The organism is Mongoliimonas terrestris (assembly GCF_001927285.1).
GTDB classification, from domain to species: Bacteria; Pseudomonadota; Alphaproteobacteria; order Rhizobiales; family Pleomorphomonadaceae; genus Chthonobacter; species Chthonobacter terrestris.
Genome location: NZ_MSIG01000012.1, coordinates 88,545 through 110,409, shown reverse-complemented (window position 1 = coordinate 110,409; position 21,865 = coordinate 88,545). Strand labels below are relative to the sequence as shown.

22 protein-coding genes are annotated in these 21,865 nt (G+C 69.5%); 11 read left to right on the top strand and 11 right to left on the bottom strand.

Annotated elements, in window-relative coordinates; genetic code table 11:
• Position 1: 1 nt before the first annotated feature.
• Entirely contained in the window at positions 2-1,012 is a 1,011-nt protein-coding gene (locus BUQ68_RS16920; protein ID WP_075217181.1) for an AAA family ATPase, read from the bottom strand.
• 202 nt (positions 1,013-1,214) lie between these two features.
• On the opposite strand from BUQ68_RS16920, the gene BUQ68_RS16915 reads away from it, so the two are divergent.
• Genes BUQ68_RS16915 through BUQ68_RS16905 form a run of 3 tightly spaced genes read left to right on the top strand, consistent with a single transcriptional unit; the run spans position 1,215 to position 3,675 of the window.
• Positions 1,215-1,841 carry a DUF1285 domain-containing protein gene (locus BUQ68_RS16915; RefSeq protein WP_075217180.1) on the top strand — a complete coding sequence of 209 codons (627 nt, stop codon included), beginning with the start codon at positions 1,215-1,217 and terminating at the stop codon, positions 1,839-1,841.
• Complete coding sequence (locus BUQ68_RS16910; protein WP_075217179.1) at positions 1,838-2,485, top strand: CoA pyrophosphatase; 648 nt, start codon at positions 1,838-1,840, stop codon at positions 2,483-2,485. The genes BUQ68_RS16915 and BUQ68_RS16910 overlap by 4 nt, the downstream gene beginning before the upstream one ends.
• Positions 2,482-3,675 carry a CCA tRNA nucleotidyltransferase gene (locus BUQ68_RS16905; protein WP_083656655.1) on the top strand — a complete coding sequence of 398 codons (1,194 nt, stop codon included), beginning with the start codon at positions 2,482-2,484 and terminating at the stop codon, positions 3,673-3,675. The genes BUQ68_RS16910 and BUQ68_RS16905 overlap by 4 nt, the downstream gene beginning before the upstream one ends.
• A 14-nt stretch (positions 3,676-3,689) precedes the next feature.
• On the opposite strand, the gene BUQ68_RS16900 is transcribed toward BUQ68_RS16905, so the two are convergent.
• From BUQ68_RS16900 to BUQ68_RS16890, 3 genes are all read right to left on the bottom strand, one after another.
• The gene (locus BUQ68_RS16900; RefSeq protein WP_075217178.1) at positions 3,690-3,929 is read right to left on the bottom strand and encodes a hypothetical protein; all 240 of its coding nucleotides are present in this window, start codon (positions 3,927-3,929) and stop codon (positions 3,690-3,692) included.
• Positions 3,930-4,261: 332 nt separating this feature from the next.
• Positions 4,262-5,203, bottom strand: coding sequence for an oxygen-dependent coproporphyrinogen oxidase (gene hemF, locus BUQ68_RS16895; protein ID WP_083656654.1), 942 nt, complete (start codon positions 5,201-5,203; stop codon positions 4,262-4,264).
• 74 nt (positions 5,204-5,277) lie between these two features.
• A complete protein-coding gene (locus BUQ68_RS16890) occupies positions 5,278-5,760 on the bottom strand; it encodes a tRNA (cytidine(34)-2'-O)-methyltransferase (RefSeq protein WP_075217177.1) in 483 nt (160 codons plus the stop codon).
• A gap of 683 nt (positions 5,761-6,443) precedes the next feature.
• On the opposite strand from BUQ68_RS16890, the gene BUQ68_RS16885 reads away from it, so the two are divergent.
• From BUQ68_RS16885 to BUQ68_RS16855, 7 genes are all read left to right on the top strand, one after another.
• The gene (locus BUQ68_RS16885) at positions 6,444-8,306 is read left to right on the top strand and encodes an ABC transporter ATP-binding protein (protein WP_075217176.1); all 1,863 of its coding nucleotides are present in this window, start codon (positions 6,444-6,446) and stop codon (positions 8,304-8,306) included.
• 281 nt (positions 8,307-8,587) lie between these two features.
• Positions 8,588-10,513: an ABC transporter ATP-binding protein gene (locus BUQ68_RS16880; protein WP_245293292.1), complete on the top strand. Its 1,926-nt coding sequence runs from the start codon at positions 8,588-8,590 to the stop codon at positions 10,511-10,513.
• Positions 10,514-11,007: 494 nt separating this feature from the next.
• Positions 11,008-11,571, top strand: a complete 564-nt coding sequence (petA, locus tag BUQ68_RS16875; protein WP_075217175.1) for a ubiquinol-cytochrome c reductase iron-sulfur subunit — start codon at positions 11,008-11,010, stop codon at positions 11,569-11,571.
• 26 nt (positions 11,572-11,597) lie between these two features.
• Positions 11,598-12,890, top strand: coding sequence for a cytochrome b (locus BUQ68_RS16870; RefSeq protein WP_075217174.1), 1,293 nt, complete (start codon positions 11,598-11,600; stop codon positions 12,888-12,890).
• Between the two features lie 29 nt (positions 12,891-12,919).
• Positions 12,920-13,798, top strand: coding sequence for a cytochrome c1 (locus tag BUQ68_RS16865; protein WP_075217173.1), 879 nt, complete (start codon positions 12,920-12,922; stop codon positions 13,796-13,798).
• Positions 13,799-14,001: 203 nt separating this feature from the next.
• On the top strand, positions 14,002-14,877 hold the full coding sequence (locus BUQ68_RS16860) for an S-methyl-5'-thioadenosine phosphorylase (RefSeq protein WP_075217172.1): 876 nt from the start codon (positions 14,002-14,004) through the stop codon (positions 14,875-14,877).
• A 111-nt stretch (positions 14,878-14,988) separates the two neighbouring features.
• The gene (locus BUQ68_RS16855) at positions 14,989-15,516 is read left to right on the top strand and encodes an adenine phosphoribosyltransferase (protein ID WP_075217171.1); all 528 of its coding nucleotides are present in this window, start codon (positions 14,989-14,991) and stop codon (positions 15,514-15,516) included.
• Between the two features lie 453 nt (positions 15,517-15,969).
• On the opposite strand, the gene BUQ68_RS16850 is transcribed toward BUQ68_RS16855, so the two are convergent.
• Both BUQ68_RS16850 and epmA read right to left on the bottom strand, forming a co-directional pair.
• Positions 15,970-16,455 carry a hypothetical protein gene (locus BUQ68_RS16850; RefSeq protein ID WP_075217170.1) on the bottom strand — a complete coding sequence of 162 codons (486 nt, stop codon included), beginning with the start codon at positions 16,453-16,455 and terminating at the stop codon, positions 15,970-15,972.
• Positions 16,456-16,586: 131 nt separating this feature from the next.
• Complete coding sequence (epmA, locus tag BUQ68_RS16845) at positions 16,587-17,660, bottom strand: EF-P lysine aminoacylase EpmA (protein WP_075217169.1); 1,074 nt, start codon at positions 17,658-17,660, stop codon at positions 16,587-16,589.
• A 116-nt stretch (positions 17,661-17,776) separates the two neighbouring features.
• Here epmA and efp point away from each other — a divergent pair, with 116 nt between their 5' ends.
• Entirely contained in the window at positions 17,777-18,346 is a 570-nt protein-coding gene (gene efp, locus BUQ68_RS16840; RefSeq protein WP_075217168.1) for an elongation factor P, read from the top strand.
• A 90-nt stretch (positions 18,347-18,436) separates the two neighbouring features.
• On the opposite strand, the gene BUQ68_RS16835 is transcribed toward efp, so the two are convergent.
• Genes BUQ68_RS16835 through BUQ68_RS16815 form a run of 5 tightly spaced genes read right to left on the bottom strand, consistent with a single transcriptional unit; the run spans position 18,437 to position 21,753 of the window.
• A complete protein-coding gene (locus BUQ68_RS16835) occupies positions 18,437-18,952 on the bottom strand; it encodes a hypothetical protein (protein ID WP_075217167.1) in 516 nt (171 codons plus the stop codon).
• A 28-nt stretch (positions 18,953-18,980) separates the two neighbouring features.
• Positions 18,981-19,520, bottom strand: a complete 540-nt coding sequence (locus BUQ68_RS16830; RefSeq protein WP_095407354.1) for a methylamine dehydrogenase light chain — start codon at positions 19,518-19,520, stop codon at positions 18,981-18,983.
• 32 nt (positions 19,521-19,552) lie between these two features.
• Positions 19,553-20,152, bottom strand: a complete 600-nt coding sequence (gene mauD, locus BUQ68_RS16825) for a methylamine dehydrogenase accessory protein MauD (RefSeq protein WP_075217166.1) — start codon at positions 20,150-20,152, stop codon at positions 19,553-19,555.
• A gap of 33 nt (positions 20,153-20,185) precedes the next feature.
• Positions 20,186-20,716, bottom strand: a complete 531-nt coding sequence (locus BUQ68_RS16820; protein ID WP_075217165.1) for a MauE/DoxX family redox-associated membrane protein — start codon at positions 20,714-20,716, stop codon at positions 20,186-20,188.
• Positions 20,713-21,753, bottom strand: a complete 1,041-nt coding sequence (locus tag BUQ68_RS16815; RefSeq protein WP_075217164.1) for an amine dehydrogenase large subunit — start codon at positions 21,751-21,753, stop codon at positions 20,713-20,715. The genes BUQ68_RS16820 and BUQ68_RS16815 overlap by 4 nt, the downstream gene beginning before the upstream one ends.
• Positions 21,754-21,865 lie beyond the last annotated feature (112 nt).

The following is a 21,865-nucleotide window of genomic DNA, read 5'->3' as shown; positions in this document are numbered from 1 at the left end:
GTCACCCGATCCGGCCGGTGAGGTCGGCGATCACGTCGCGGATGGTGACGCCGTCGGCGCGGGCCGCGAAGGTGAGCGCCATGCGGTGCTGGAGCACCGGCTCGGCGAGGGCGCGCACGTCGTCGAGCGAGGGCGACAGGCGGCCCTGGGCAAGCGCCCGGGCGCGGACCGTGAGCATCAGCGCCTGGGAGGCGCGGGGGCCGGGACCCCAGGCGATCGCCGTGCTGTGGCGGCCGACGCCGCTGTCGGGGCGGGCGGAGCGGACGAGGTCGAGGATGGCCTCCACGATGGTGTCGCCGACCGGCACCCGGCGGACGAGCCGCTGCAGGCCGATGATCTCGGCCGGGTTGAGCACCGGCTGGGCGACGCTCTCGTCGGCGCCGGTGGTCTCCAGGAGGATGCGGCGCTCCGAATCGCGATCCGGATAGAGCACGTCGATCTGGAGGAGGAAGCGGTCGAGCTGGGCTTCGGGCAGCGGATAGGTGCCTTCCTGCTCCAGCGGGTTCTGGGTGGCGAGCACGTGGAAGGGCTCGGGCAGGTCGTGGCGCTGGCCGGCGACCGTCACGTGCCGCTCCTGCATGGCCTGCAGGAGAGCCGACTGGGTGCGCGGGGAGGCGCGGTTGATCTCGTCGGCCATCAGGAGCTGGGCGAACACCGGGCCCTTGACGAAGCGGAAGGCGCGCGAGCCGTCGCTGGCCTGCTCCAGCACCTCGGAGCCGAGGATGTCGGACGGCATCAGGTCCGGAGTGAACTGGATGCGCCGCTCGGAGAGGCCGAGCACGGTGCCCATGGTCTCCACGAGCTTGGTCTTGGCAAGGCCGGGCACGCCGACCAGGAGGCCGTGGCCGCCGGCCAGAACGGTGATCAGCGCCCGTTCCACGACGCTCTCCTGGCCGAAGATCACGCGGGCGATCGCCGTGCGGGCCGCGACGATCCGCTCGACGGCGGATTCGGCATCGGCGACGATCCGATCGGTGTCGGCAGCCGTTGAAGCGATGAAGGGTGCGCTCATGAGTTCTCCCGACTCCTCAGGTCTTGTCGCCGCGATCTCGGAGTTTGACATCTCTTTGCGGACGACGCATCCCATCCTGCACAGTGTAGATGGGCGCCGAAGCTCAGTCGTCCACGGGACCGACGCGAAACGGCGAAAAGGTGGCGGCGCAGTGAACCCCCGGTCACGACAGCGTGAAGCTCCAAACCACGAAAGGACGCCCATGACCGACCCCGAACGGGCCTCTTCGGCCGCCAGCGCCGACGGTCTGGCCGCTCTCATCGCCCGGGCTGCGCCGGATGGTCGCAAACCCCCCGTGGAGCGCTGGAACCCGCCGGACTGCGGCGATCTCGACATGGACATCGACCCAGAGGGCCGCTGGCACTATCTGGGCTCGCCAATCGGCCGGGAGGCGCTGGTGCGGCTGTTCGCCAGCGTGCTGAAGCGGGAGGGCGACCGGTACGTGCTGGTGACACCGGTGGAGAAGGTCGGGATCCGCGTGGCGGACGCGCCCTTCCAGGCGGTGGAGATGCACGCCGAGGGCGACGGGGCAGAGCGGCGGCTGACCGTGCGCACCAACGTGGGCGATCTGGCGGAAGCCGGAGACGACCACCGCATCCGCTTCGTGGTGGACCCGCGGACGGACGGGCTGAAGCCCTATCTCCACGTGCGGGCCGGGCTGGAGGCGCGCTTCACCCGGGCGCTCACCCACGACCTCGCCGCGCTGATCGAGCCGGGGCCGGACGGCGGCCTCGGCGTCTGGGCGGGCGGGGTGTTCCATCCGTTGCCGGAGGACGCGATGGACGACGGCGGGGCGACGGGCGACGGGGAGGCGGGCGGGACGGCATGACGGCGATCGACGCGCCACCCTTCACGGTGGCGGACCTGATGACCCGCCGGGACCGGCTGCACGGGCTCGACGCCTCGCGGCTGGTGCCGCGCCTTCATGCGGGCGACCACGTGACCGATCCGTCGCTGATGGAATTCATGGAGGGGCTGACGCTGCGCGACGCGGCCGTGCTGATCGGCATCGTGGAGCGCGACGGGGCGGCGACGCTGCTTCTGACCCGCCGCACCGACCACCTGAAGAGCCACGCCGGCCAGATCGCCCTGCCGGGCGGCAAGATCGACCCGGCGGACGCGGACCCGGTGGCGGCGGCGCTCCGCGAGGCGGAGGAGGAGGTGGGCCTCGACCGGCGGCTGGTGACGCCGCTGGGGCTGATCGATCCCTATGTGTCGAACACCGGCTTCCGGATCTTCCCGGTGGTGGGGCTGATCGACCCGGACGCGCCGCTGACGCCCAACCCCGACGAGGTGGCGGACGTTTTCGAGGTGCCGCTCGCCTTCCTGATGACGCCCGGCAACCACCTGATCGAGCAGCGCCCGTTCCGGGGACGGGATCGGCGCTATTACGCCATGCCCTGGCAGGAGCGGCGGATCTGGGGCGTCACCGCCGGCATCCTGCGGGTGCTCTACGAACAGGTGTACGCATGACGGCCGGAAGGCCCGCGCCGACCTCGATCGCTGGGGCGCCCTTCCTCGGGGCGTCCGGCTTCCGGGCGGTGGTGGCGGCGCTGGCGGTGGAGGGCACGCGGGTGCGGGCGGTGGGCGGCGCGGTGCGCAACACGCTCCTCGGCGCGCCGGTGGCCGACGTGGATCTTGCCACCGACGCCCTGCCGGAGACCGTGATGGCGCGCGCCGCCGCGGCCGGGCTGAAGGCGATCCCGACCGGGATCGCCCACGGCACCGTGACGGTGGTCGCCAAGGGGCAGGCCTACGAGGTCACCACGCTCCGTGCCGACGTGGAGACGGACGGCCGGCGGGCCGTGGTGGCCTTCACCGACGACTTTGCCGCCGACGCCGCCCGGCGCGACTTCACCATGAACGCCATCTACGCCGACCCGGACGGCACCCTGTTCGACCCGGTCGGCGGCGTTGCGGACGCGCTCGCCCGGCGGGTGCGGTTCATCGGCGATCCGGAGGCGCGGATCCGCGAGGATTATCTCCGTATCCTGCGCTTCTTCCGATTCCATGCGGTCTACGGCAGCGGCGCGCCGGACCCGGCTGGGCTTGCCGCCTGCGCGGCGCTGAAGGACGGGCTCGACCGGCTGTCGCGGGAGCGGATCGGCCAGGAGACGCGCAAGCTCCTGGTGGCTCCGGGCGCGCCGAAGACGGTGCGGCTGATGGACGGGACGGGGATCCTCGCCGCGGTGCTCGGCGGGCCGGCGGACCCGGACGCGCTCGCCCGGCTCCACGCCCTCGCCGAGGCGGCGGGCGTTCCGGTGGATCCGGCGCTCGCCGTCGCGGCCGTCGCCGGGGCCGAGGAAGCCGACGCGCCGGCGCTTGCCGAGCGGCTGCGGCTCTCCAACACCGAGCGCGACCGGATCGCGGCCGTCGCCGCCTGGGCGGCGCGGATCGGGCCGGAAAGCGCCGTCCAGGCGGTGAAGGAGGCGGTCTACCGGGCGGGCAGCGCCACGGCCACGGGGGCGCTGCTGCTGGCCGCCGCGCGCGCCGGGGCCGATGTGCCGGCAACGATCGCGGTGGCGCGCGACTGGACGGCGCCGGCCTTCCCGGTGACCGGAGCCGACCTCATCCGAGAGGGCATCGCACCCGGCCCGGATCTCGGCCGCGCCCTGAAGGCGCGCGAGGCGGCGTGGATCGAGGACGGGTTCGGGGAGGCGTGAGCCCGCGCTAAGGGTCAGCCGTCCTGCTCGGGCCGGCCGGCGAGGCCGCAATAGCCGTGGTGCTCCACGCCGCCGTAGCCCCGGGCGTGGGAGACCGTGAAGCCGCGCCAGGCCATGCAGGTGGACCCTAAACAGTGCTGGAACCGATGCTCGGCATCAAAGCCGTCCGTCATCGTGTTGTGCAGCCGGTTGGACCCTTCGATCCGCACGAAGGGGCACCACTTGGTCTTCGCCTGTTCTTCCGTGACACGCATGAAACGACCTCCCGCCGCGAGAATGGGTGGGGAGTTTTGCGAATCCGTTTAAAATGCAAGGGACATGATGGATTGAGGGCGGAAGTTCAGGGAAATGCGTGGGTGGTCCGCCTTCGCGGACCATGACGAGGGAGGAGCCTAGGGAGGGAGGCGCGGGGGTCCGGTCGCCGGTGGTCCGGGTGTATCGCACCGATCGTCATGGTCCGCGAAGGCGGACCACCCACGCTTTCAAGTGACGCGCGTGCTCGGGGCTGCTGTCGGCTGGATCCCGGCTTTCGCCGGGATGACGGTACAACCTGAAGCCGGTTCTTGACGACTACCCGTCGGTCTCCTCAAGGCCATTTGGCGATCGGCGGCATGGAGGAGAGGATGCTGGCGATGTTGCCGCCGGTTTTCAGGCCGAAGATGGTGCCGCGGTCGTAGAGGAGGTTGAACTCCACGTAGCGGCCGCGGCGGACGAGTTGTTCCTCGCGGTCGGCCTCGGTCCAGGGCGTTTCCATGTTGGCGCGCACGAGGCGGGGGTAGACGTCGAGGAAGGCGAGGCCGACGTCGCGGGTGAAGGCGAAGTCGGCGTCGAAGTCGCCGGTGTTGCGGTAGTCGTAGAAGATGCCGCCGATGCCGCGCATCTCGTCACGGTGCTTCAGGTAGAAATAGTCGTCGCACCAGGCCTTGTAGGCGGCGTAGTCGACGCCCGGATGGGCGTCGCAGGCGGCCTGCATGGCGGCGTGGAAGGCGAGCGTGTCCGGGTCGTCCTGGGTGCGGCGGCGGTCGAGCACGGGCGTCAGGTCGGCGCCGCCGCCGAACCACTGCTTGGTGGTGACCACCATGCGGGTGTTCATGTGGACGGCCGGCACGTTCGGGTTCCGCAAATGGGCGATCAGCGAAATGCCGGCGGCGAAGAAGCGCGGGTCCTCGGCGGCGCCGGGGATCTGGCCGCGGAACTCCGGCGCGAACTCGCCGTGCACGGCGGACACGTGGACGCCCACCTTCTCGAACACCCGGCCGTGCATCAGCGCCATCTCGCCGCCGCCGCCGTGGGCGCCGCTGTGATCGGTGCGCGTCCAGGGCGTCTTGACGAAGCGGCCGGGGGCAAGGTCGGCGAACGGACCTCTCACGTCGTCCTCGATCGCCTCGAAGGCGGCGACGATGCGGTCGCGCAGGTCCGTGAACCAGGCGAAGGCGGCGGCCTTCTTCTCCTCGATGCCGTCCGGCACCTTGGCATCGGCAAGGGCGACAGCGGGGTTGGGGGCGACGAACTTCAAGGTGGCGGACATGCGGATGAGGTCCTTCGGCGGCGCCTGCGCGCGGACGGGCGATGCTGCCGGTTTAGGCTGGAACGCGGCCGTTGTCATCCATCGGGCGAGGGCAGAACCGTCGGCGGGAAGGCTTGCGTCTGGCGAAACGCCTCGCCGAGGATCATGGCGCCGGCAAGCGCCACGTTGATCGAGCGCAGGCCCGGCCGCATGGGGATGGTGACGCGCGCGTCCGCCCGATCTTGGACGGCGTCCGGCACGCCGGCGGACTCGCGGCCGAGGAGCAGCACGTCGGCCGGCCCGAAGGCGTGGTCGGTGTAGGGCAGCGACGCCTTCGTGGTGGCGAGCACGATGCGCCGCTCCCTGGCCGCCACGAAGGCCAGGAAAGCGGTCCAGCCATCGTGGCGGACGAGGGTGGCGCTCTCCAGGTAATCCATGCCGGCCCGGCGCAGCGCTTTGTCGGAGAGGTCGAAGCCGGCCGGCCCGATCACGTGCACGGGCACGCCGAGGCAGGCGCCGAGCCTGAGGAGCGTGCCGGTGTTCTGGGCGATGTCGGGCTGGTAGAGGGCGAGCTGCATCGCCCCGGTATAGCGCCCCGGATCCTGCCGCGGAAGGATCCGGGCCGAGGTATGAGGGACCCTCGGCCCGGATGAGTTTTGTCCGCAGTGGTCAGGAGACCGTCGATGCAGTCGGAGCGAGGGATCACCCGTGGAGGTGCGCCGCAATATGACGAAACCATCCGTCGCCCCGATGCCACTCATTGGTAGGCGAACGGATCGCCGCCGGCATCCCTCAAAAGGGTGATGACGCGGCGCACCATAAGGAATTTTTGATGTGTGCAACGGCCATTTCGCCGTGAGATCCACGTCGCCTCCCCTCCCTCCGGGACATCGTTCGCGCAGCCCTGCGGGCGAGCCTTTCGACCGATTGCTGTTCCGGCGCGCGCGCCGGTGCCGGAGTGTGGCACTGCGGCATCGGCAGGGGCGGGAGAGCCGATCGGAGGGCCGGAACGGGCGCGGAAGTGGCGCGGCGACCTTCCGAAGCGATCTGAAACGCGCTATGTCCGTCCGCGGAACGAAGAATGCGCCCGACGCGGCCCGTCACTCCGGCCAGACGTCCGGCTGGACGGGACATGCACCCAGTCCACAACAGCGCACACCGTTTTCAGCAGGGGGACCTGCGGCCCGAGGGGGCCGATGATGACGCCGCGACGCGGATCCGCCGCGCCGCGCGCCCGCGACCGTTCGAGGAGTCGGCCGTCATGTTCGCGCTGTTCGAGAAGCTGATCGATCCGTTCCGGCCGCACCCGGTGGTGCAGCCGCCGTCGGACCTGAGGGCCTTCTACTGGCACCATGTGCGGCAGATGTGGCCGGTGCTCGCCGCCCTTCTGGTGGTGGGCTTCTTCGTGGCGCTGATCGAGGTGCAGCTGTTCCGCTACATCTCCGAACTCGTCGACCTCCTCTCCTCCACCACGCCGGAGCGGGTGTTCGCCGACCACGGCTGGACCTTCGTCGGCATGGCGCTGGTGGTGGTGGTCGCGCGGCCGGTGGCGACGCTGCTGCACGACCTTCTGGTGCACCAGGCGATCGCGCCCGGCTTCACCAACCTGATCCGCTGGCAAAACCACCGGCACGTGCTCCGCCAGTCGATCACCTTCTTCAACAACGACTTCGCCGGCCGCGTCGCCACCAAGGTGGTGCAGACCGGCCCGTCGCTGCGCGAATCCATCGTCACGGTGGCGGACGCGCTGTGGTTCGTGTCGCTCTACGTGGCGAGCGCGCTGGTGCTGTTCTTCCAGGCGGACTGGCGGCTCGCCGCGCCGATCGTGGTGTGGATCGGCGTCTACCTCGTCATCCTGCGCACCTTCATCCCGCGCCTCGCCAAGGCCGCTGAGGTGATGTCGGAGGCGCGCTCCACCCTCACCGGCCGCATCGTGGACAGCTACACCAACATGCAGACGGTGAAGCTGTTCGCCCACGCGGAGCGGGAGGACGACTACGCCCGCGACGCGCTGACCGACCACACGAACAAGTTCCGCCATCAGCAGCGGCTGATCACCGGCATGACCACGTCGATCAGCTTCACCAACTCGGTGCTCCTGCTGGTGGTGGGCTCGCTCGCCGTCTACCTCTGGAGCCTCGGCTCGATCACCGTCGGCGCCATCGCGCTGGTCGGGGGCCTCGCCATCCGCATCGTCAACATGTCCGGCTGGATCATGTGGGAGGTGACGGGCATCTTCGAGAATGTCGGCACGGTGCAGGACGGCATCACCACGATCGCCCAGCCGCACACGGTGCTGGACAAGCCGGCCGCCCCGGCGCTGACCGTGACGGGCGGCGCGGTGCGCTTCGACGACGTGCACTTCCACTACGGCAAGCGCAAGGGCGTGCTCGACGGGGTGTCGCTGACCATTCGTCCGGGTGAGAAGATCGGCCTCGTCGGCCCGTCGGGCGCGGGCAAGTCGACGCTCGTCAACGTCTTCCTCCGGCTCTACGACCTGGAGGGCGGGCGCATCCTCATCGACGGGCAGAACATCGCCGACGTGACGCAGGACAGCCTCCGGGCGGCCATCGGCATGGTGACCCAGGACACCTCGCTGCTGCACCGCTCCATCCGGGACAACATCAAGTACGGACGCCCGACCGCCACCGACGACGAGATGCTGGCGGCAGCCAAGGCGGCGCACGCGCACCTCTTCATCCCGGACCTCTCGGACACCTACGGCCGCAAGGGCTACGACGCCTTCGTGGGCGAACGCGGCGTGAAGCTCTCCGGCGGCCAGCGCCAGCGGATCGCCATCGCCCGGGTGCTTCTGAAGAACGCGCCCGTCCTGGTGCTGGACGAGGCGACGTCGGCGCTCGACAGCGACGTGGAGGCGGCCATCCAGGACAGCCTGGACGAGCTGATGAAGGGCAAGACGGTGATCGCCATCGCCCATCGGCTCTCCACCATCGCCCGCATGGACCGGCTGGTGGTGATGGACCGCGGTCGCATCGTGGAAATGGGCAGCCACCAGGAGCTGGTGGACAAGGGCGGCCTCTATGCGGGCCTCTGGGCGCGGCAGACGGGCGGCTTCCTCGACGTTGGCGAGATGGCGGAGGAGCGGGATCTGGCGGCGGAGTAGGGAGCCGGGTTGCGGGCGGGGTAGCGGTTGCGTCGCGCTCTCGCTGCATCATCGTCATGGTCCGGTTCTGCCGGACCATCCACGCATTCCGTCGGCGAGCGGATGCGGCCGGGAAAAGCGTGGGTGGTCCGCCTGCGCGGACCATGACGATCGCGGAGTGTGCGACGATGTCGGTGATCGGCGGACTCCGGTCTCACCGCCCCGCCCGTCCACCCCACTGCTGACAGGTTCCGGCCGCCGTGCCCTTGCCATCCGGCCCATCCTGCCCACAACTCCCTTCCATGACCGCAAAGCCCGCCGGAATGATCGACCGCCTGTTCGGCTTCTTTGAAAGCCGCATCGACCCGCTGAAGCCGACGGAGGGACGGCATCCGCTGGCGCCGCCGACGACGGTGTGGCGGGTGGTGCGGACCTTCTTCAAGGAGACCGGCTGGGCGGTGGTGCTGATGATCGTGCTCACCTCCATGACGACGGCGGTGGAGATCGCCATCCCGTGGATGATCGGACGGATCGTCGATCTCGTCTCGGCGACGCCGTCGGAGGCCTTCCTGGCGGCGCACTGGGGGGACCTGGTGTTCTTCGCCGTGCTCCTCGTCGTGGTGCGCCCTGCGGTGACCATCCTGTCGTCGCTCGTCCGCAACCAGACGCTGCTACGCAACGTCGGCACCCTGGTGCGCTGGCGGACCCACGAGTATGTGTCGCGGGCAGACGTCTCTTTCTTCCAGAACGATTTCGTCGGCCGCATCGCCACCAAGGTGGGGCAGACCGGGCAGGCGATCCGCAGCCTCGTCCGGCAGATGGCCGACCAGCTGCTCTACGCGCTGCTCTTCCTCGCCGGCACCGTGGCCTTCCTCCTCGCGCAGCACCCCTGGTTCGTGGCGCCGGTGCTCCTCTGGGCGGCGGCGTTCGTGGGGGTGCTGTGGATCTACCTGCCGCGAAGCCGCGCGGCGGCGCGGCGGGTGTCGGAGACCGCGTCGGTGTTCACCGGGCGGATCGTCGACGGCTATTCCAACTACATGACCGTGCGGCTCTTCACCGGCATCGGCCGGGAGGACGGGCACGTGCGCGAGGCGCTCGTCAACGGCATCGAGGCGAGCACGGTGCAGCAACGCTACCTGACCTCGCTCGCCGTGACGCTCACCTTCATGAACGGGCTGCTGCTCACCGCCGGGGCGCTGATCGGCGTGGAACTCTGGCGCCAGGGCGAGGCGAGCGCCGGCGACATCGCGGCGGTGCTGGCGCTGCTCGTGCAGATCCACGGCCTGTCGCGGGCGGCGGTGTTCAACCTCGGCGACGTCTACGATTCGATCGGCACCCTGGAGGACAGCGTCCGTTCGCTCGCCAAGCCGCAGGAGGTCCGCGACCGGCCGGACGCGCCGGCGCTGACGGTGCCGCGCGGCGAGGTGCGGTTCGAGGACGTGCGCTTCGACTACGGTCGCCTGACCGAGGACGGTCCGCGCCGGGCGGCGCTCGACGGCATCACCCTGACGCTGAAGCCGGGGGAGAAGATCGGCCTCGTGGGGCCGTCCGGCGCCGGGAAGTCGACGCTCGTGAACGTGTTCCTGCGGCTCTACGACCTGCAGTCGGGGCGCATCCTCGTCGACGGTCAGGACATCGCCGGCGTGCGGCAGGACAGCCTTCGGGCGGCGGTGGGGGTGGTGACTCAGGATACCTCGCTCTTGCACCGCTCGATCCGCGACAACATCACCTACGGCCGGCCGGAGGCGGACGAGGCGGCGCTGGTGACGGCGGCGCGGCAGGCGAAGGCGGATGCCTTCATCGCGGACCTGATCGACGCGCGCGGGCGGCGGGGCTACGACGCCCACGTAGGCGAGCGGGGCGTGAAGCTCTCCGGCGGGCAGCGGCAGCGGATCGCCATCGCGCGGGTGCTTCTGAAGAACGCGCCCATCCTGGTGCTGGACGAGGCCACATCGGCGCTCGACAGCGACGTGGAGGCGGCAATCCAGGAGAGCCTGGACGACCTGATGGCCGGCAAGACCGTGATCGCCATCGCCCACCGCCTCTCTACCATCGCCCGCATGGACCGCCTGGTGGTGATGGACCGCGGCCGCATCGTAGAGGTCGGCACCCACCACGACCTCGTCGCCAAGGGCGGCCTCTACGCGGGCCTCTGGGCGCGCCAGACGGGCGGGTTCCTGGACATGTCGGACGGGGGTGCGCCGGTGATCGAGCGCGTGGACGCCTGAGACTCGGGCGCGGCGACAGGGGTGTCTCGCCGCGAGGGGGGCGGGCGCTTTCGTTCGCGCCGGAAAGGGGCGGTTCCGGCGAGCGGGGCTGCGACGGAACGGCGCAGCTGGCGCGGTATCGGGCTGCGGCAGAGCGAAAATCGCTCTGCTTTGCGGCCTTTAGCTCGCCGATCACGTGATCGGTGTGGATAATGGTGCGTTGCGACAAAGCGTCAGGGCGGAATGGTCGGCATCCCACATCTGCCTAACTGGACATTAGCAAGCGATGGTGCAAAAAGACACCCGATCGGGGCCGCGGGCCCCCGCCGGCGCCTCACCGAGCCGGCGTTCCCGCATCCCGTCCCTGTTGGTTTGCTGCCCGTTCGCCGCCGGCCCCGCGCTTCCGCCGAGGAAGAGGAGGGGTCAGCCGTGGGCGGTCTCTCGCTTGATCTTCGGCCCGGCCCTCGGCGGCATCGGGGAGGGCCTCAAGGTCTTTCGTTCAGAAGGAACTTCCCGTGGTTGACACCGCAAACCCCGCCGAACCGACCCGCCGCGACTTCCTGTTCCTGACCACCGGTGCGATGGGCGCGGTCGGCGTCGCGGCTTCGCTCTGGCCGTTCATCGACCAGATGAACCCGGACGCCTCCACGCGCGCGCTCGCCTCCATCGAGGTGGACATCTCGGCGATCCAGCCGGGCCAGTCCATCACCGTCCAATGGCGCGGCAAACCGGTGTTCATCCGCAACCGCACGCCGGAAGAGATCGAGGCCGCCAAGGGCGTGACGATCGAGGAGCTCAAGGATCCGCTGGCGCGCAACGACAACGCCGCCGCGGACGCCGCCGCCACCGACGAGAACCGGGCCACCGAGGGCATGGAAAATCTCATCGTCATGGTCGGCGTGTGCACCCACCTCGGCTGCATCCCGCTTGGCCAGCAGGGCGATTTCGGCGGCTGGTTCTGCCCGTGCCACGGCTCGCACTACGACACGGCGGGCCGCATCCGCCGGGGCCCGGCGCCTGAGAACATGGCCGTGCCGGTCTACACCTTCGTCAACGACACCCGGCTGCGCATCGGCTGACCCCAGCGCTTCGCGAGGAGATTTCCATGTCTGGTCATTCGACCTACGAGCCCCGGACGGGGGCGGAGAAGTGGCTTGAGCGGCGCCTGCCGATCGTGCGCCTGCTGCACGACACCGCGGTCTCCTACCCGACGCCGCGCAACCTGAACTACTTCTACACCTTCGGCGCCATCCTGGTGTTCATGCTGGTGGTGCAGATCCTCACCGGCGTCGTCCTGGCGATGCACTACGCCGCCAACTCGGCCATGGCGTTCGAGTCCGTCGAAGCCATCATGCGCGACGTGAACTGGGGCTGGCTGTTGCGCTACATGCACGCCAACGGCGCGTCCATGTTCTTCATCGCCGTCTTCATCCACATCTTCAAGGCGATGTACTACGGCTCCTACAAGGAGCCGCGCGAGGTGCTGTGGATCCTCGGCGTGATCATCTTCCTCCTGATGATGGCCACCGCCTTCATGGGCTACGTGCTGCCGTGGGGCCAGATGAGCTTCTGGGGCGCCACCGTGATCACCAACTTCTTCACGGCCATCCCGCTCATCGGCGAGCCAATCCAGACGCTGCTGATCGGCGGCTTCGCGGTCGACAACGCCACGCTCAACCGCTTCTTTTCGCTGCACTATCTCCTGCCGTTCATGATCTTCGGCGTGGTGATCCTGCACATCTGGGCGCTGCACGTCACGGGCCAGAACAACCCGCTCGGCATCGACACCAAGTCCGAGAAGGACACGGTGCCCTTCACGCCCTACGCGACGATGAAGGACGTGTTCGCCCTGGTGGTGTTCTGCATGTTCTTCGGCTGGTTCCTGTTCTTCCAGCCGAACTACCTCGGCCACCCGGACAACTACATCGAAGCGAACCCGCTGGTGACGCCGGCGCACATCGTGCCGGAATGGTACTTCCTACCGTTCTACGCCATCCTGCGCGCCATCACCTTCGACATCGGGCCGATCAACTCCAAGCTCGGCGGCGTCATCGCCATGTTCGGGTCGATCGCCATCCTGGTGTTCCTGCCGTGGCTCGACACCTCGAAGGTCCGCTCGGCGCGCTTCCGCCCGCTGTTCAAGATCTTCTTCTGGGTGTTCGCCTTCACCTGCGTGATGCTGGGCTGGCTGGGCTCGCGCCCGGCGGAGGGCGGCTACGTGCTCGCCGCGCAGCTCTTCACCGCCTACTACTTCGCCCACTTCCTGATCGTGCTGCCGCTGCTCGGCTTCCTGGAGACGCCGAAGCCGTTGCCGGTCTCGATCACCGACGCGGTGTTGGCGAAGAACGGCGGCCACGCGCATCCGGTCGGCGCCACGGCATCGCCCGAGAAGCACTGACCTGTCCCGACGGAAGGATCGATAGCACCATGAGCAAGACCATGATCCGTTGGGCTGCCGCCGCCGTTCTCGGCGTCGGCCTCGGCTTCGGCGGCTTCGCCGCGATCGCGGCCGAAGAGGAGGGCGGGGAACACGCCCCGACCCACTACCCGATCCACAAGCCCGAGTATGTGGACTGGAGCTTCGCCGGCCCGTTCGGCACCTACGACAAGGGCCAGCTGCAGCGCGGCTACAAGGTCTACAAGGAGGTGTGCGCCAGCTGCCACGCCATGAGCCTTGTGAAGTTCCGCAACCTTGCCGAAGAGGGCGGGCCGGGCTTCACCGAGGAGCAGGCGAAGACGCTGGCGGCCGAGTACACCATCGTGGACGGCGTCGACGACGTGGGCGATCCGCTGGAGCGTCCGCGCGAGCCGAAGGACGCCTTCCCGTCGCCCTTCCCGAACGAAGCGGCGGCCCGGGCCTCCAACGGCGGCGCCCTGCCGCCGGACCTGTCGCTGATCGCCAAGGCGCGGGCGGTGGAGCGCGGCTTCCCGCAGTTCGTGTTCGACGTGTTCGTGCCCTATCAGGAGCAGGGTCCGGATTACATCCATGCCCTCCTCACCGGCTACCAGGACCCGCCGGAGGGCGTGACCGTGCCGGAGGGCCAGTATTACAACCCGTATTTCATCGCGGGGATGTCGCTGGCCATGGCGCCGCCGCTCTCCGACGAGGTGGTGGAGTACACGGACGGCACGCCGATGACCGTGGACCAGTATTCCAAGGACGTGGCGGCCTTCATGATGTGGGCGGCCGAACCGCACCTGGACGCGCGCAAGCGCCTGGGCTTCCACGCCATGGTGTTCATGGCCGTGTTCGCGGGCCTGCTCTACCTGACCAAGCGCAAGATCTGGAGCGACGTGGCGCACTGATCCGCGCCCGTTCCGATCCGACCTCAGCGAAGGGCCCCGGCGACGGGGCCCTTCGTCGTTTGCGGGGGGATTGGTCGGTAGGGGAGGCGACGATCCGCCGGGGACGAATGGTCCCACAGGCTGTGTGGTGCCGCCCTGCGGCTTCCCCTCGCGGCCCCGGCGTGGTCTCCTCCGGATCAGCGTGTTGATGACGAGGCGGGGTCATGACGGAAACGGTGCTGGGTGTGATCGGCGGGTCCGGGCTCTACGACCTGCCCGGGCTGGAGGGCGCCGACTGGGTGACGGTGGAAAGCCCGTGGGGCGCTCCGTCCGACCAGGTGCGGGTGGGGACGGTGGACGGGCTCACCGTCGTGTTCCTGCCCCGACACGGGCGCGGGCACCGGCTGTCGCCGTCCGGCATCAACTACCGCGCCAACATCGACGTGATGAAGCGGATGGGCGTGACCGATCTCGTGTCCGTCTCCGCCGTGGGTTCGCTTCGGGAAGACCTGCCGCCCGGCACCTTCGTGCTGGTCGACCAGTTCATCGACCGGACCTTCGCCCGCGAGAAGTCCTTCTTCGGGGAGGGCTGCGTCGGCCATGTGGCCTTCGGCCATCCGGTGAGCCCGCTTCTCGTGGACGCGGTGGCTGCCGCGGCGGCGGAGGAGGGGATCGTGGTGGTCAGGGGCGGGACCTATCTCGCCATGGAGGGGCCGCAGTTCTCCACCCTCGCCGAGAGCGAGCTCTACCGGTCCTGGGGCTGCGCGGTGATCGGCATGACGAACATGCCGGAGGCCAAGCTCGCCCGCGAGGCGGAGCTCTGCTACGCGACCGTCGCCATGGTGACCGACTTCGACTGCTGGCACCCCGACCACGACATGGTGGACGTGGCGCAGGTGGTGAAGGTGCTGCACCAGAACGCCCACAAGGCGCAGGCGCTGGTCGGCCGGCTCGCCCGCACCATCCCGCGCGTGCATCCGCCCTGTCCGGTCGGCTCGGACCGGGCCCTCGACTTCGCCCTCATCACCCGGCCGGAGGCGCGCGACCCCGCCATGCTGGCCAAGCTCGACGCGGTGGCCGGGCGGGTGCTCGGGCGCTGAGCGCCGGCCGGTCGGGGCGCCCGGGCTTTGGGCTCGCGGGCGCCGCCGGCCCGTTGTAGGAAAGGCGATCAGAGGCCGGCGAAGGCCCCGCCGGCGCGAGGAAACCGACCGATGAATCTTGCCGACACGATCCGTGCCATTCCGGACTATCCGAAGCCTGGCATCGTCTTTCGCGACATCACCACCCTGCTTGGCAATGCTCGTGCCTTCCGCCGCACGGTGGACGAGTTGGTGCAGCCCTGGGCGGGCGGTAAGATCGACAAGGTGGCCGGCATCGAGGCGCGCGGCTTCATCCTCGGCGGCGCGGTGGCGCACCAGCTCTCGTCCGGCTTCGTGCCGATCCGCAAGAAGGGCAAGCTGCCGCACGAGACGGTGTCGATCGCCTACAGCCTGGAGTACGGGGTGGACGAGATGGAGGTCCACAAGGACGCCATCCTGCCGGGCGAGCGGGTGATCCTGGTGGACGACCTGATCGCCACCGGCGGCACCGCCGTCGCCGCCGCCACCCTGATCCGCAGCCTCGGCGCCGTGGTGGAAGCCGCCTGCTTCATCGTCGACCTGCCGGACCTCGGCGGCGCGGACAAGCTGCGCGCGCTCGACGTGCCGGTGCGCACGCTGATCGAGTTCGCGGGGCATTAGGCAAGGGGCGGGCGTTTTCGGCCGCGCCGATCTGTGGCCCTCGTGATTGTCCGGCTGGGCGGGGCAGTCCAAGCGTGCGCGGTTGCCGGGGAATGCGTGGGTGGTCCGCCTTCGCGGACCATGACGATCGGGGTTGGGGCGGATGAGCACAGCTTGATCCGATACGGCGCGCGCGTGATGCCGCAACCGACCTCGTGATCCCGGCGAAAGCCGGGATCCAACGAACGCAGGCCGGATGTTGGCTGGCGTGGGTGATGGGGCGTGCGGTTGGACCCCGGCGTTCGCCGGGGTGACGATTTCGAACAGGCGCCGGCGTGTTTGCTCCAACCTCGTCATGGTCCGGTATCGCCGGACCATCCACGCATATGCGGTGGCCGGGGAACGCGTGGCTGGTCCGCCTTCGCGGACCATGACGATCGGCGGCGGCGCCCGATCGACCCGTCGCCGGCCGCGTCAGAACTTCCAGGTCAGCGACTTGGAGATGCGGGCGGTGAGGGTGTCGTAGGTGGATTTGGCGTCGGCGGGGTAGATGATCTCCACCGTGTGGGCGACGTCCAGGGTGCGGGTGAGCATCAGCTTGCGGTAGAAGATCTTGCCGTTCTGGAAGCCAGACATGACGAACCAGCGGGGGCCGTTGGTCTGGTAGGTGATCTCCCCGTCGCTGACGTCCTCGTTGGCTGCGGCGAGGAGGTCGGTGAGGGAGAGGCGGTCCACGTTGTAGCCGCCGAACACCGTGACCATGGCCTCGCCGTCGGCGGACACGAAGCGGCGGCCGTCGCCGTTCTCCGGGTCGGGCGTCGGCAGGAAGATGTCCGCCGGATAGTCGATCGTCGTGCCGAAGCGGGCGTTGGTGTAGGTCTGCCAGTCGGCGGCGGCAGCCGTCGTCAGGGCCGGGCAGGCGACCAGCATCGAAAGAAGCACAAGGAGCAGGCGGGCCATGGCATGTCCCTCGGTCGGTGGGTCTCGGGGGCGGAGCGTGGCACGGTTAAAACATGCTTAATGCAACGGAGGAAGCCCCGCCGTGACGATCGTGTCGATCCGGGACAGGCGGCCGGGGGATGGTCCGCGGATCAGACCACCGGCGCCCAGGCGACGTCGTCGATGGAGCGGGCGCCGGCGGCGACGATGACCAGCCGCTCGAAGCCGAGGGCGATGCCGGCAGCCGGCGGCATGTGGGCGAGAGCGGCGAGGAAGTCCTCGTCGATCGGATAGCGCTCGCCATAGAGCGCGGCCTTGAGCGCCATCTCCTCCTCGAAACGGCGGCGCTGCTCCACCGGGTCGGTGAGTTCGCCGAAAGCGTTGGCAAGTTCCACGCCGCAGACATAGAGCTCGAAGCGCTCCGCAACCCGGCCGTCGTGGGCGCAGGGGCGGGAGAGGGCGGCTTCGCACACCGGGTATTCGCAGAGCATGGTGGCCCGGCCGAAGCCAAGGTGGGGCTCCACCGCCTCGACGAGGACGCGGGAGTAGATGTCGGTCCAGCTGTCGTCGGCGACGACCCGATAGCCCGCGGCGGCGGCCTGTCGGCCGAGGGCTTCGCGGTCCGGGGCGGCGGGGTTGTCCGTGAGGGTGGCCAGGAGGTCGAGGCCGGCGTGGCGGGCGAAGGCTTCCGCGACGGTGAGGCGCTCCGGCGTGGCGCGCGGGTCGGCGGTGCGGCCGCGCCACTGGAACCGGTCCACGTCAAGCGTGTCAGCGGCGAGGCGGAGGAGGGCGGCGCAGTCGTCCATCAGCGCCGTGTAGGGCGCGTTCGCGCGATACCATTCCAGGAGCGTGAACTCCGGCGAATGCAGCGGGCCGCCCTCGCGGTTGCGGAAGACGCGGGCAAAGTCGAAGATCCGCGTCTCGCCGGCGGCGAGAAGCTTCTTGGCGGTGAACTCCGGCGACGTGTGCAGGTATCGGGTCCGACGGCTGCCGTCGAGGCCGACGAGGTCGGTGGCGAAGGCGTGGAGGTGCGCCTCGTTGCCGGGGGAAACCTGCAGGGCGGGGCATTCCACTTCGGTGAAGCCCTCGTCCTCGAACCAGCGCCGCACGGCGGCCTTCAGGCGGCTGCGGGCAGCCAGGAAGGGGCGGCGGGCGGCGTGCCGCTCCGGCGACCACCAGGGCGAGGCGGCTGGCTCTGCGGCACGGCCCGTCGAATTGCCCGTCAATGCCCTCTTCCTTTTCCGGCTCGAAAATGTCAGGAGAGACGCCAGCAAGAGGCCGCGCCGGACCACCGGCGTGGGCCGATCCGTTTTTGCCGACAACTCGAGACATCGATTACGCCATGGTCAAGGTCATCGCCAGCCAGATCCGCAAGGGCAACGTGGTGGAGCTCGACGACAAGCTCCACGTTGTGCTCTCGGCGGAAAACTTCCACCCGGGCAAGGGCACGCCGACCACGCAGATCGACATGCGCCGCATCGTCGACGGCACCAAGGTTTCGGTGCGCTACAAGACGACCGAGCAGGTGGAGCGCGCCTTTATCGACGAGCGGCCCTACACCTATCTCTACGAGGACGAGCAGGGCTTCGCCTTCATGAACATGGAGAGCTACGAGCAGATCTCCGTGCCGAAGGACGTGATCGGCGACCAGTCGGCCTATCTCGCCGAAAACATGGAATGCCATGTGGGCGTCTACAACGACGTGCCGGTGTCGATCGAGCTGCCGGCGCGCGTGGTGCTGGAGGTGGTGGAGACCGAGCCGGCCATGAAGGGCCAGACAGCGACCTCCAGCTACAAGCCGGCGGTGCTCTCCAACGGCGTGCGCACCAACGTGCCGCCGTTCGTGACGACCGGCACCCGCATCGTGGTGATGACCGTCGACGGCTCCTATGTGGAGCGCGCCAAGGACTGACGGTCGGCGTGGCGGTTCACTGGACACAAGCGAAAGGCGGCCGTGCGGGCCGCCTTTTTTGCGTTCTGGGTGTTGCGGTCAGGTCGCCCGTCAGGGCCAGGGATAGGCCGCGACGGGAACGCCGTCGGCCTTCAACCGGGCGACCACCTGGCGGCGGAGCGCCACGATGTCGGTGCGCGGCAGGGCCTGGGCGGCCGCGACCTCCTCGGCGGTGAAGAGAGGCGTGCCTGGCTTGAGGGACGGGCCGGCGAAGGCCTCCAGCACGTAATTGAGGACGGCGGCGGTCTTGGCCGGATCGAGGTTGGCGCTCCGCACGCCCGGCACCCGGGTCATGTAGGAGCGTCCGTCCGGATCGGCCGCGAAGGCGCCCACATAGCCGGCGAGATCCGGCACGCCGGCCTTCGCCGCCGCACCCGTGCCGGCGATCCCGTGGCAGCCGCTGCAGCGGAGCACGTAGTTGGTGCGCGGCGTGTAATTGGTGGCCGCCCAGTCCGGCTGGGCGGACCGGGCCGGACCGGTAGGGCCGCCGGCCGCCACCGCCAGGACGAGCGTGGCGGCGGCAAGCGGCAGGACAGCACGCCGCGGGGGACGGGAACGAGGGATCATCGCACCTCTCCGGGTGTCCCGGCGCCGGTCACTCGGCGAGGCCGACCAGCACCGCCACGGTGCAATGATAGCCGACGGACGTGTTGGCCATGCACCAGTTGATGTCGTTGTGGAGCGCCATCCGGTAGCCGGGCTTCTCGCCTTCATTGAAGTTGCAGAAGGTTGCATTGCCGCAGAAGGTCTTGCCGCAGCAGTCGTTGTAGCTGATCAGGTAGTCCCGGGTGTCGTCCGGGTTGCGGCAGGTGCCGACCCAGCTGACGGTGGAGGCTTCCGAGCCCGGCGGGCACATGCTGAGGCTGCCGCCGCACTGGGTGCAGAGGGTGCCGTCGAGCGAACAGTAGCGCCAGTAGTCGCATTGGAGCGGGTCCGAGCCCGTGGCCACGCCGCCGCCGGTGCCGGTGGCGTGGCTCTTGTCGAACGGCAGCATGGGGGCGAGGGCGCCGCCGAGGATCAGCGTCCCGGCCTTGGCGAGAAAACTGCGGCGGCCGCTGGTCTGGGCGACCCGGCGGGCCCCCGTCTCGGTCAGCCGGTCCAGCCGGGCGAGCATTGTGTCGAAGAAACCGGTCAAGGCCGTGGCTCCTCTTCGGGATTGGTGCGGGTTCAGTGGCTGGCGACGGGAGCGCCGCCGAGGTAGTCCTGGATGGAGGCGACGCCCATTTCCTTGGCGTTGAAGAGGCTCTCCAACTGCTCGCGGTTGTTGACGAGGCCCTTGGCGCGGATGATGCCGGCCGGGTCGATGAGGACCGCGAAGGGCAGGCGCGACACGCGGTAGGAGATGCCGAGCTCTTCAGAGAGCACGTACGGGAAGGCCTTGAGGCCGGCGGTCTCGATGAAGCGCTCGTGCTTGGCGCGCTCGCCGTCGGAGGCGAGCACCACGTCCATCCAGCTCTTCTCGGCGGTGCGGACGGACTGGAGCACGGGCAGCAGCTTCTTGCAGACCGGGCAGGTGGGCGACAGGAAGAAGACGAGGGTGGACCGGTCGGCGCGCGGACCGATGGTGATTTCGCCGCCGGTGAGGCTCTTCAGCCGCCAGACCGGCGAGGCGTCGCCCACCTTGGGGCCGGTGTCGTTGACGAGGGCGCCCATGGGCGAGACCCGCTCGAAGAGCACGCCGACCTGACGGGCGAGGGCGAACAGCGCGACGGTGAGCCCGATGACCATCAGGACCAGGACCGCCACGACGAAGGTGAGTGCATTCATGGATCGAAGACCTTTGACTGGGACGCGGGTCGCTCAGGTGCGGGGCTTGAGGTAGGCGGCGTTGCCGAGGATCTGCTCGACCAGGAGATAGCCGAGGAAGACCGTGAAGCCGCTGGCGATCACGGCGGTGGCCTCGCCGACGTCAAGGGAGAAGGGCGAGCCGGCGGCGCCGAGGAGGGCCAGGGCGGCGAGGGCCACATTGCGGCCGACCAGCCCCCAGGACACCGGCTGCACCGCGCCGCCGCAGCCGCACTCGATCCAGCGCCGGCCCATGCGGACCGCCTGGCCGATGGCCGCCGCGTAGGCGAGGAGCATCAAGGCGGCGAGCACCGGCCCGACGGGCCAGAGCGCCGGCACCACGAGAGCGACGAGGATGGCGCCCTCGGCGGCGACGAGGCCGAGGGTGGCCGGGCGCACGAAGCGCTCCGGCAGGATCCCGTAGTCGGCGACGAAGCCGGAGAAGGCGGTCACGTCCGAGAGCTTGTGGACGAGCGCCCGGGCGAACAGGAGGGCGGTGAACACCACCGCGCCGCCGGCCGCCAGGAAGAGGAGCCCGCCGTTCATGGGGTGGCCGTGGCGAGGAAGGGCAGGTCGACGAGCGGCAGTTCGCCGGCGACCTTGGTGGCGTAGGCGGCGAGGTCGAGCTCGTGGCGGACCAGCTTGATGTCGGCCATCAGGGTGTAGAGCACCGGCTTGTCGCCGGGCGCGGCGGTGATCGACAGGGCGCCGGCGAGCGGCATGCGGCCGACCACGGCCTTCTTGGCGAGGTCGACGGCCCAGACCTCTTCGCTCGGGTTCTTGTGGCTGCCGTCGTAGCCGCCGGAATGCATCAGCACGAACAGGAGCTTCAGGCCGCTGCTGTAGGTGACGAGATTGTAGCCGCCCGGCACCCAGCCGCCCTCGACGCCCTCGGTCAGCGAGAAGCTGTCCACCTTCTTCGGGGTGCCGTCGGCGTCGGAGGCGATGATGACGTTGCCGAGGAAGGTCACCATCACGATGCCCGCCTCGGACCGGGCGGTGGTGGCGAACACCGGATCGGCGTCCGGGTCGAAGATGTCGAGGCCGACGGTCTCCGTGGCGGTCTTGCCGTCGGCGGAGAGGGCGTAGGTCATCAGGCTGCCGTCGCCGCAGATGGTGCTGAAGCTGCTGCCGGTGGTGGCCGGATAGATGCCCCAGCACCCGGGCGTCGGGATCTCCTGCGCCACCGCGCCGGCGGCGAGGTCGACGACGGTGACGGACGAGGCGGGCGTGGCGTTCTGGGCGAAGATGAACTTGCCGTCGGCGCTCTGCTGGAGGAGGGCGGCGTAGGAGAGCGCCATGACGCCCTTCGGCGGCAGGATCACCTCCGACTTCACGGTCAGCGTGTCCACGTCGTAGATCTGCAGCACGGTCTCCATCGGACCGTAGGCGTAGCGCTTCAGGAAGGTCGACAGGGAGTAGGCGACCTTGCCGGCCGGGTCCACCAGCATGGTGCCGAAGCTGCCGCTCGGCATGGTGCCCTTCATGGCCAGATCGTCGGCGCCGAGCACCACGAGGCTGCCCGGACCGGACAGGCTCTCCTGGTAGACGATCACGTTCGGGCCGGGCGCAATGGCCGACATGACGCCGAATGTCTCCGGGGGGAGCGGGTCCTGCGCAAGGGCCGGAGCCGAGAGGGCGACGGACGCCGCGACTGCGAAGATGGATCTCAAGAACACCGTGGATGCCTCCCGC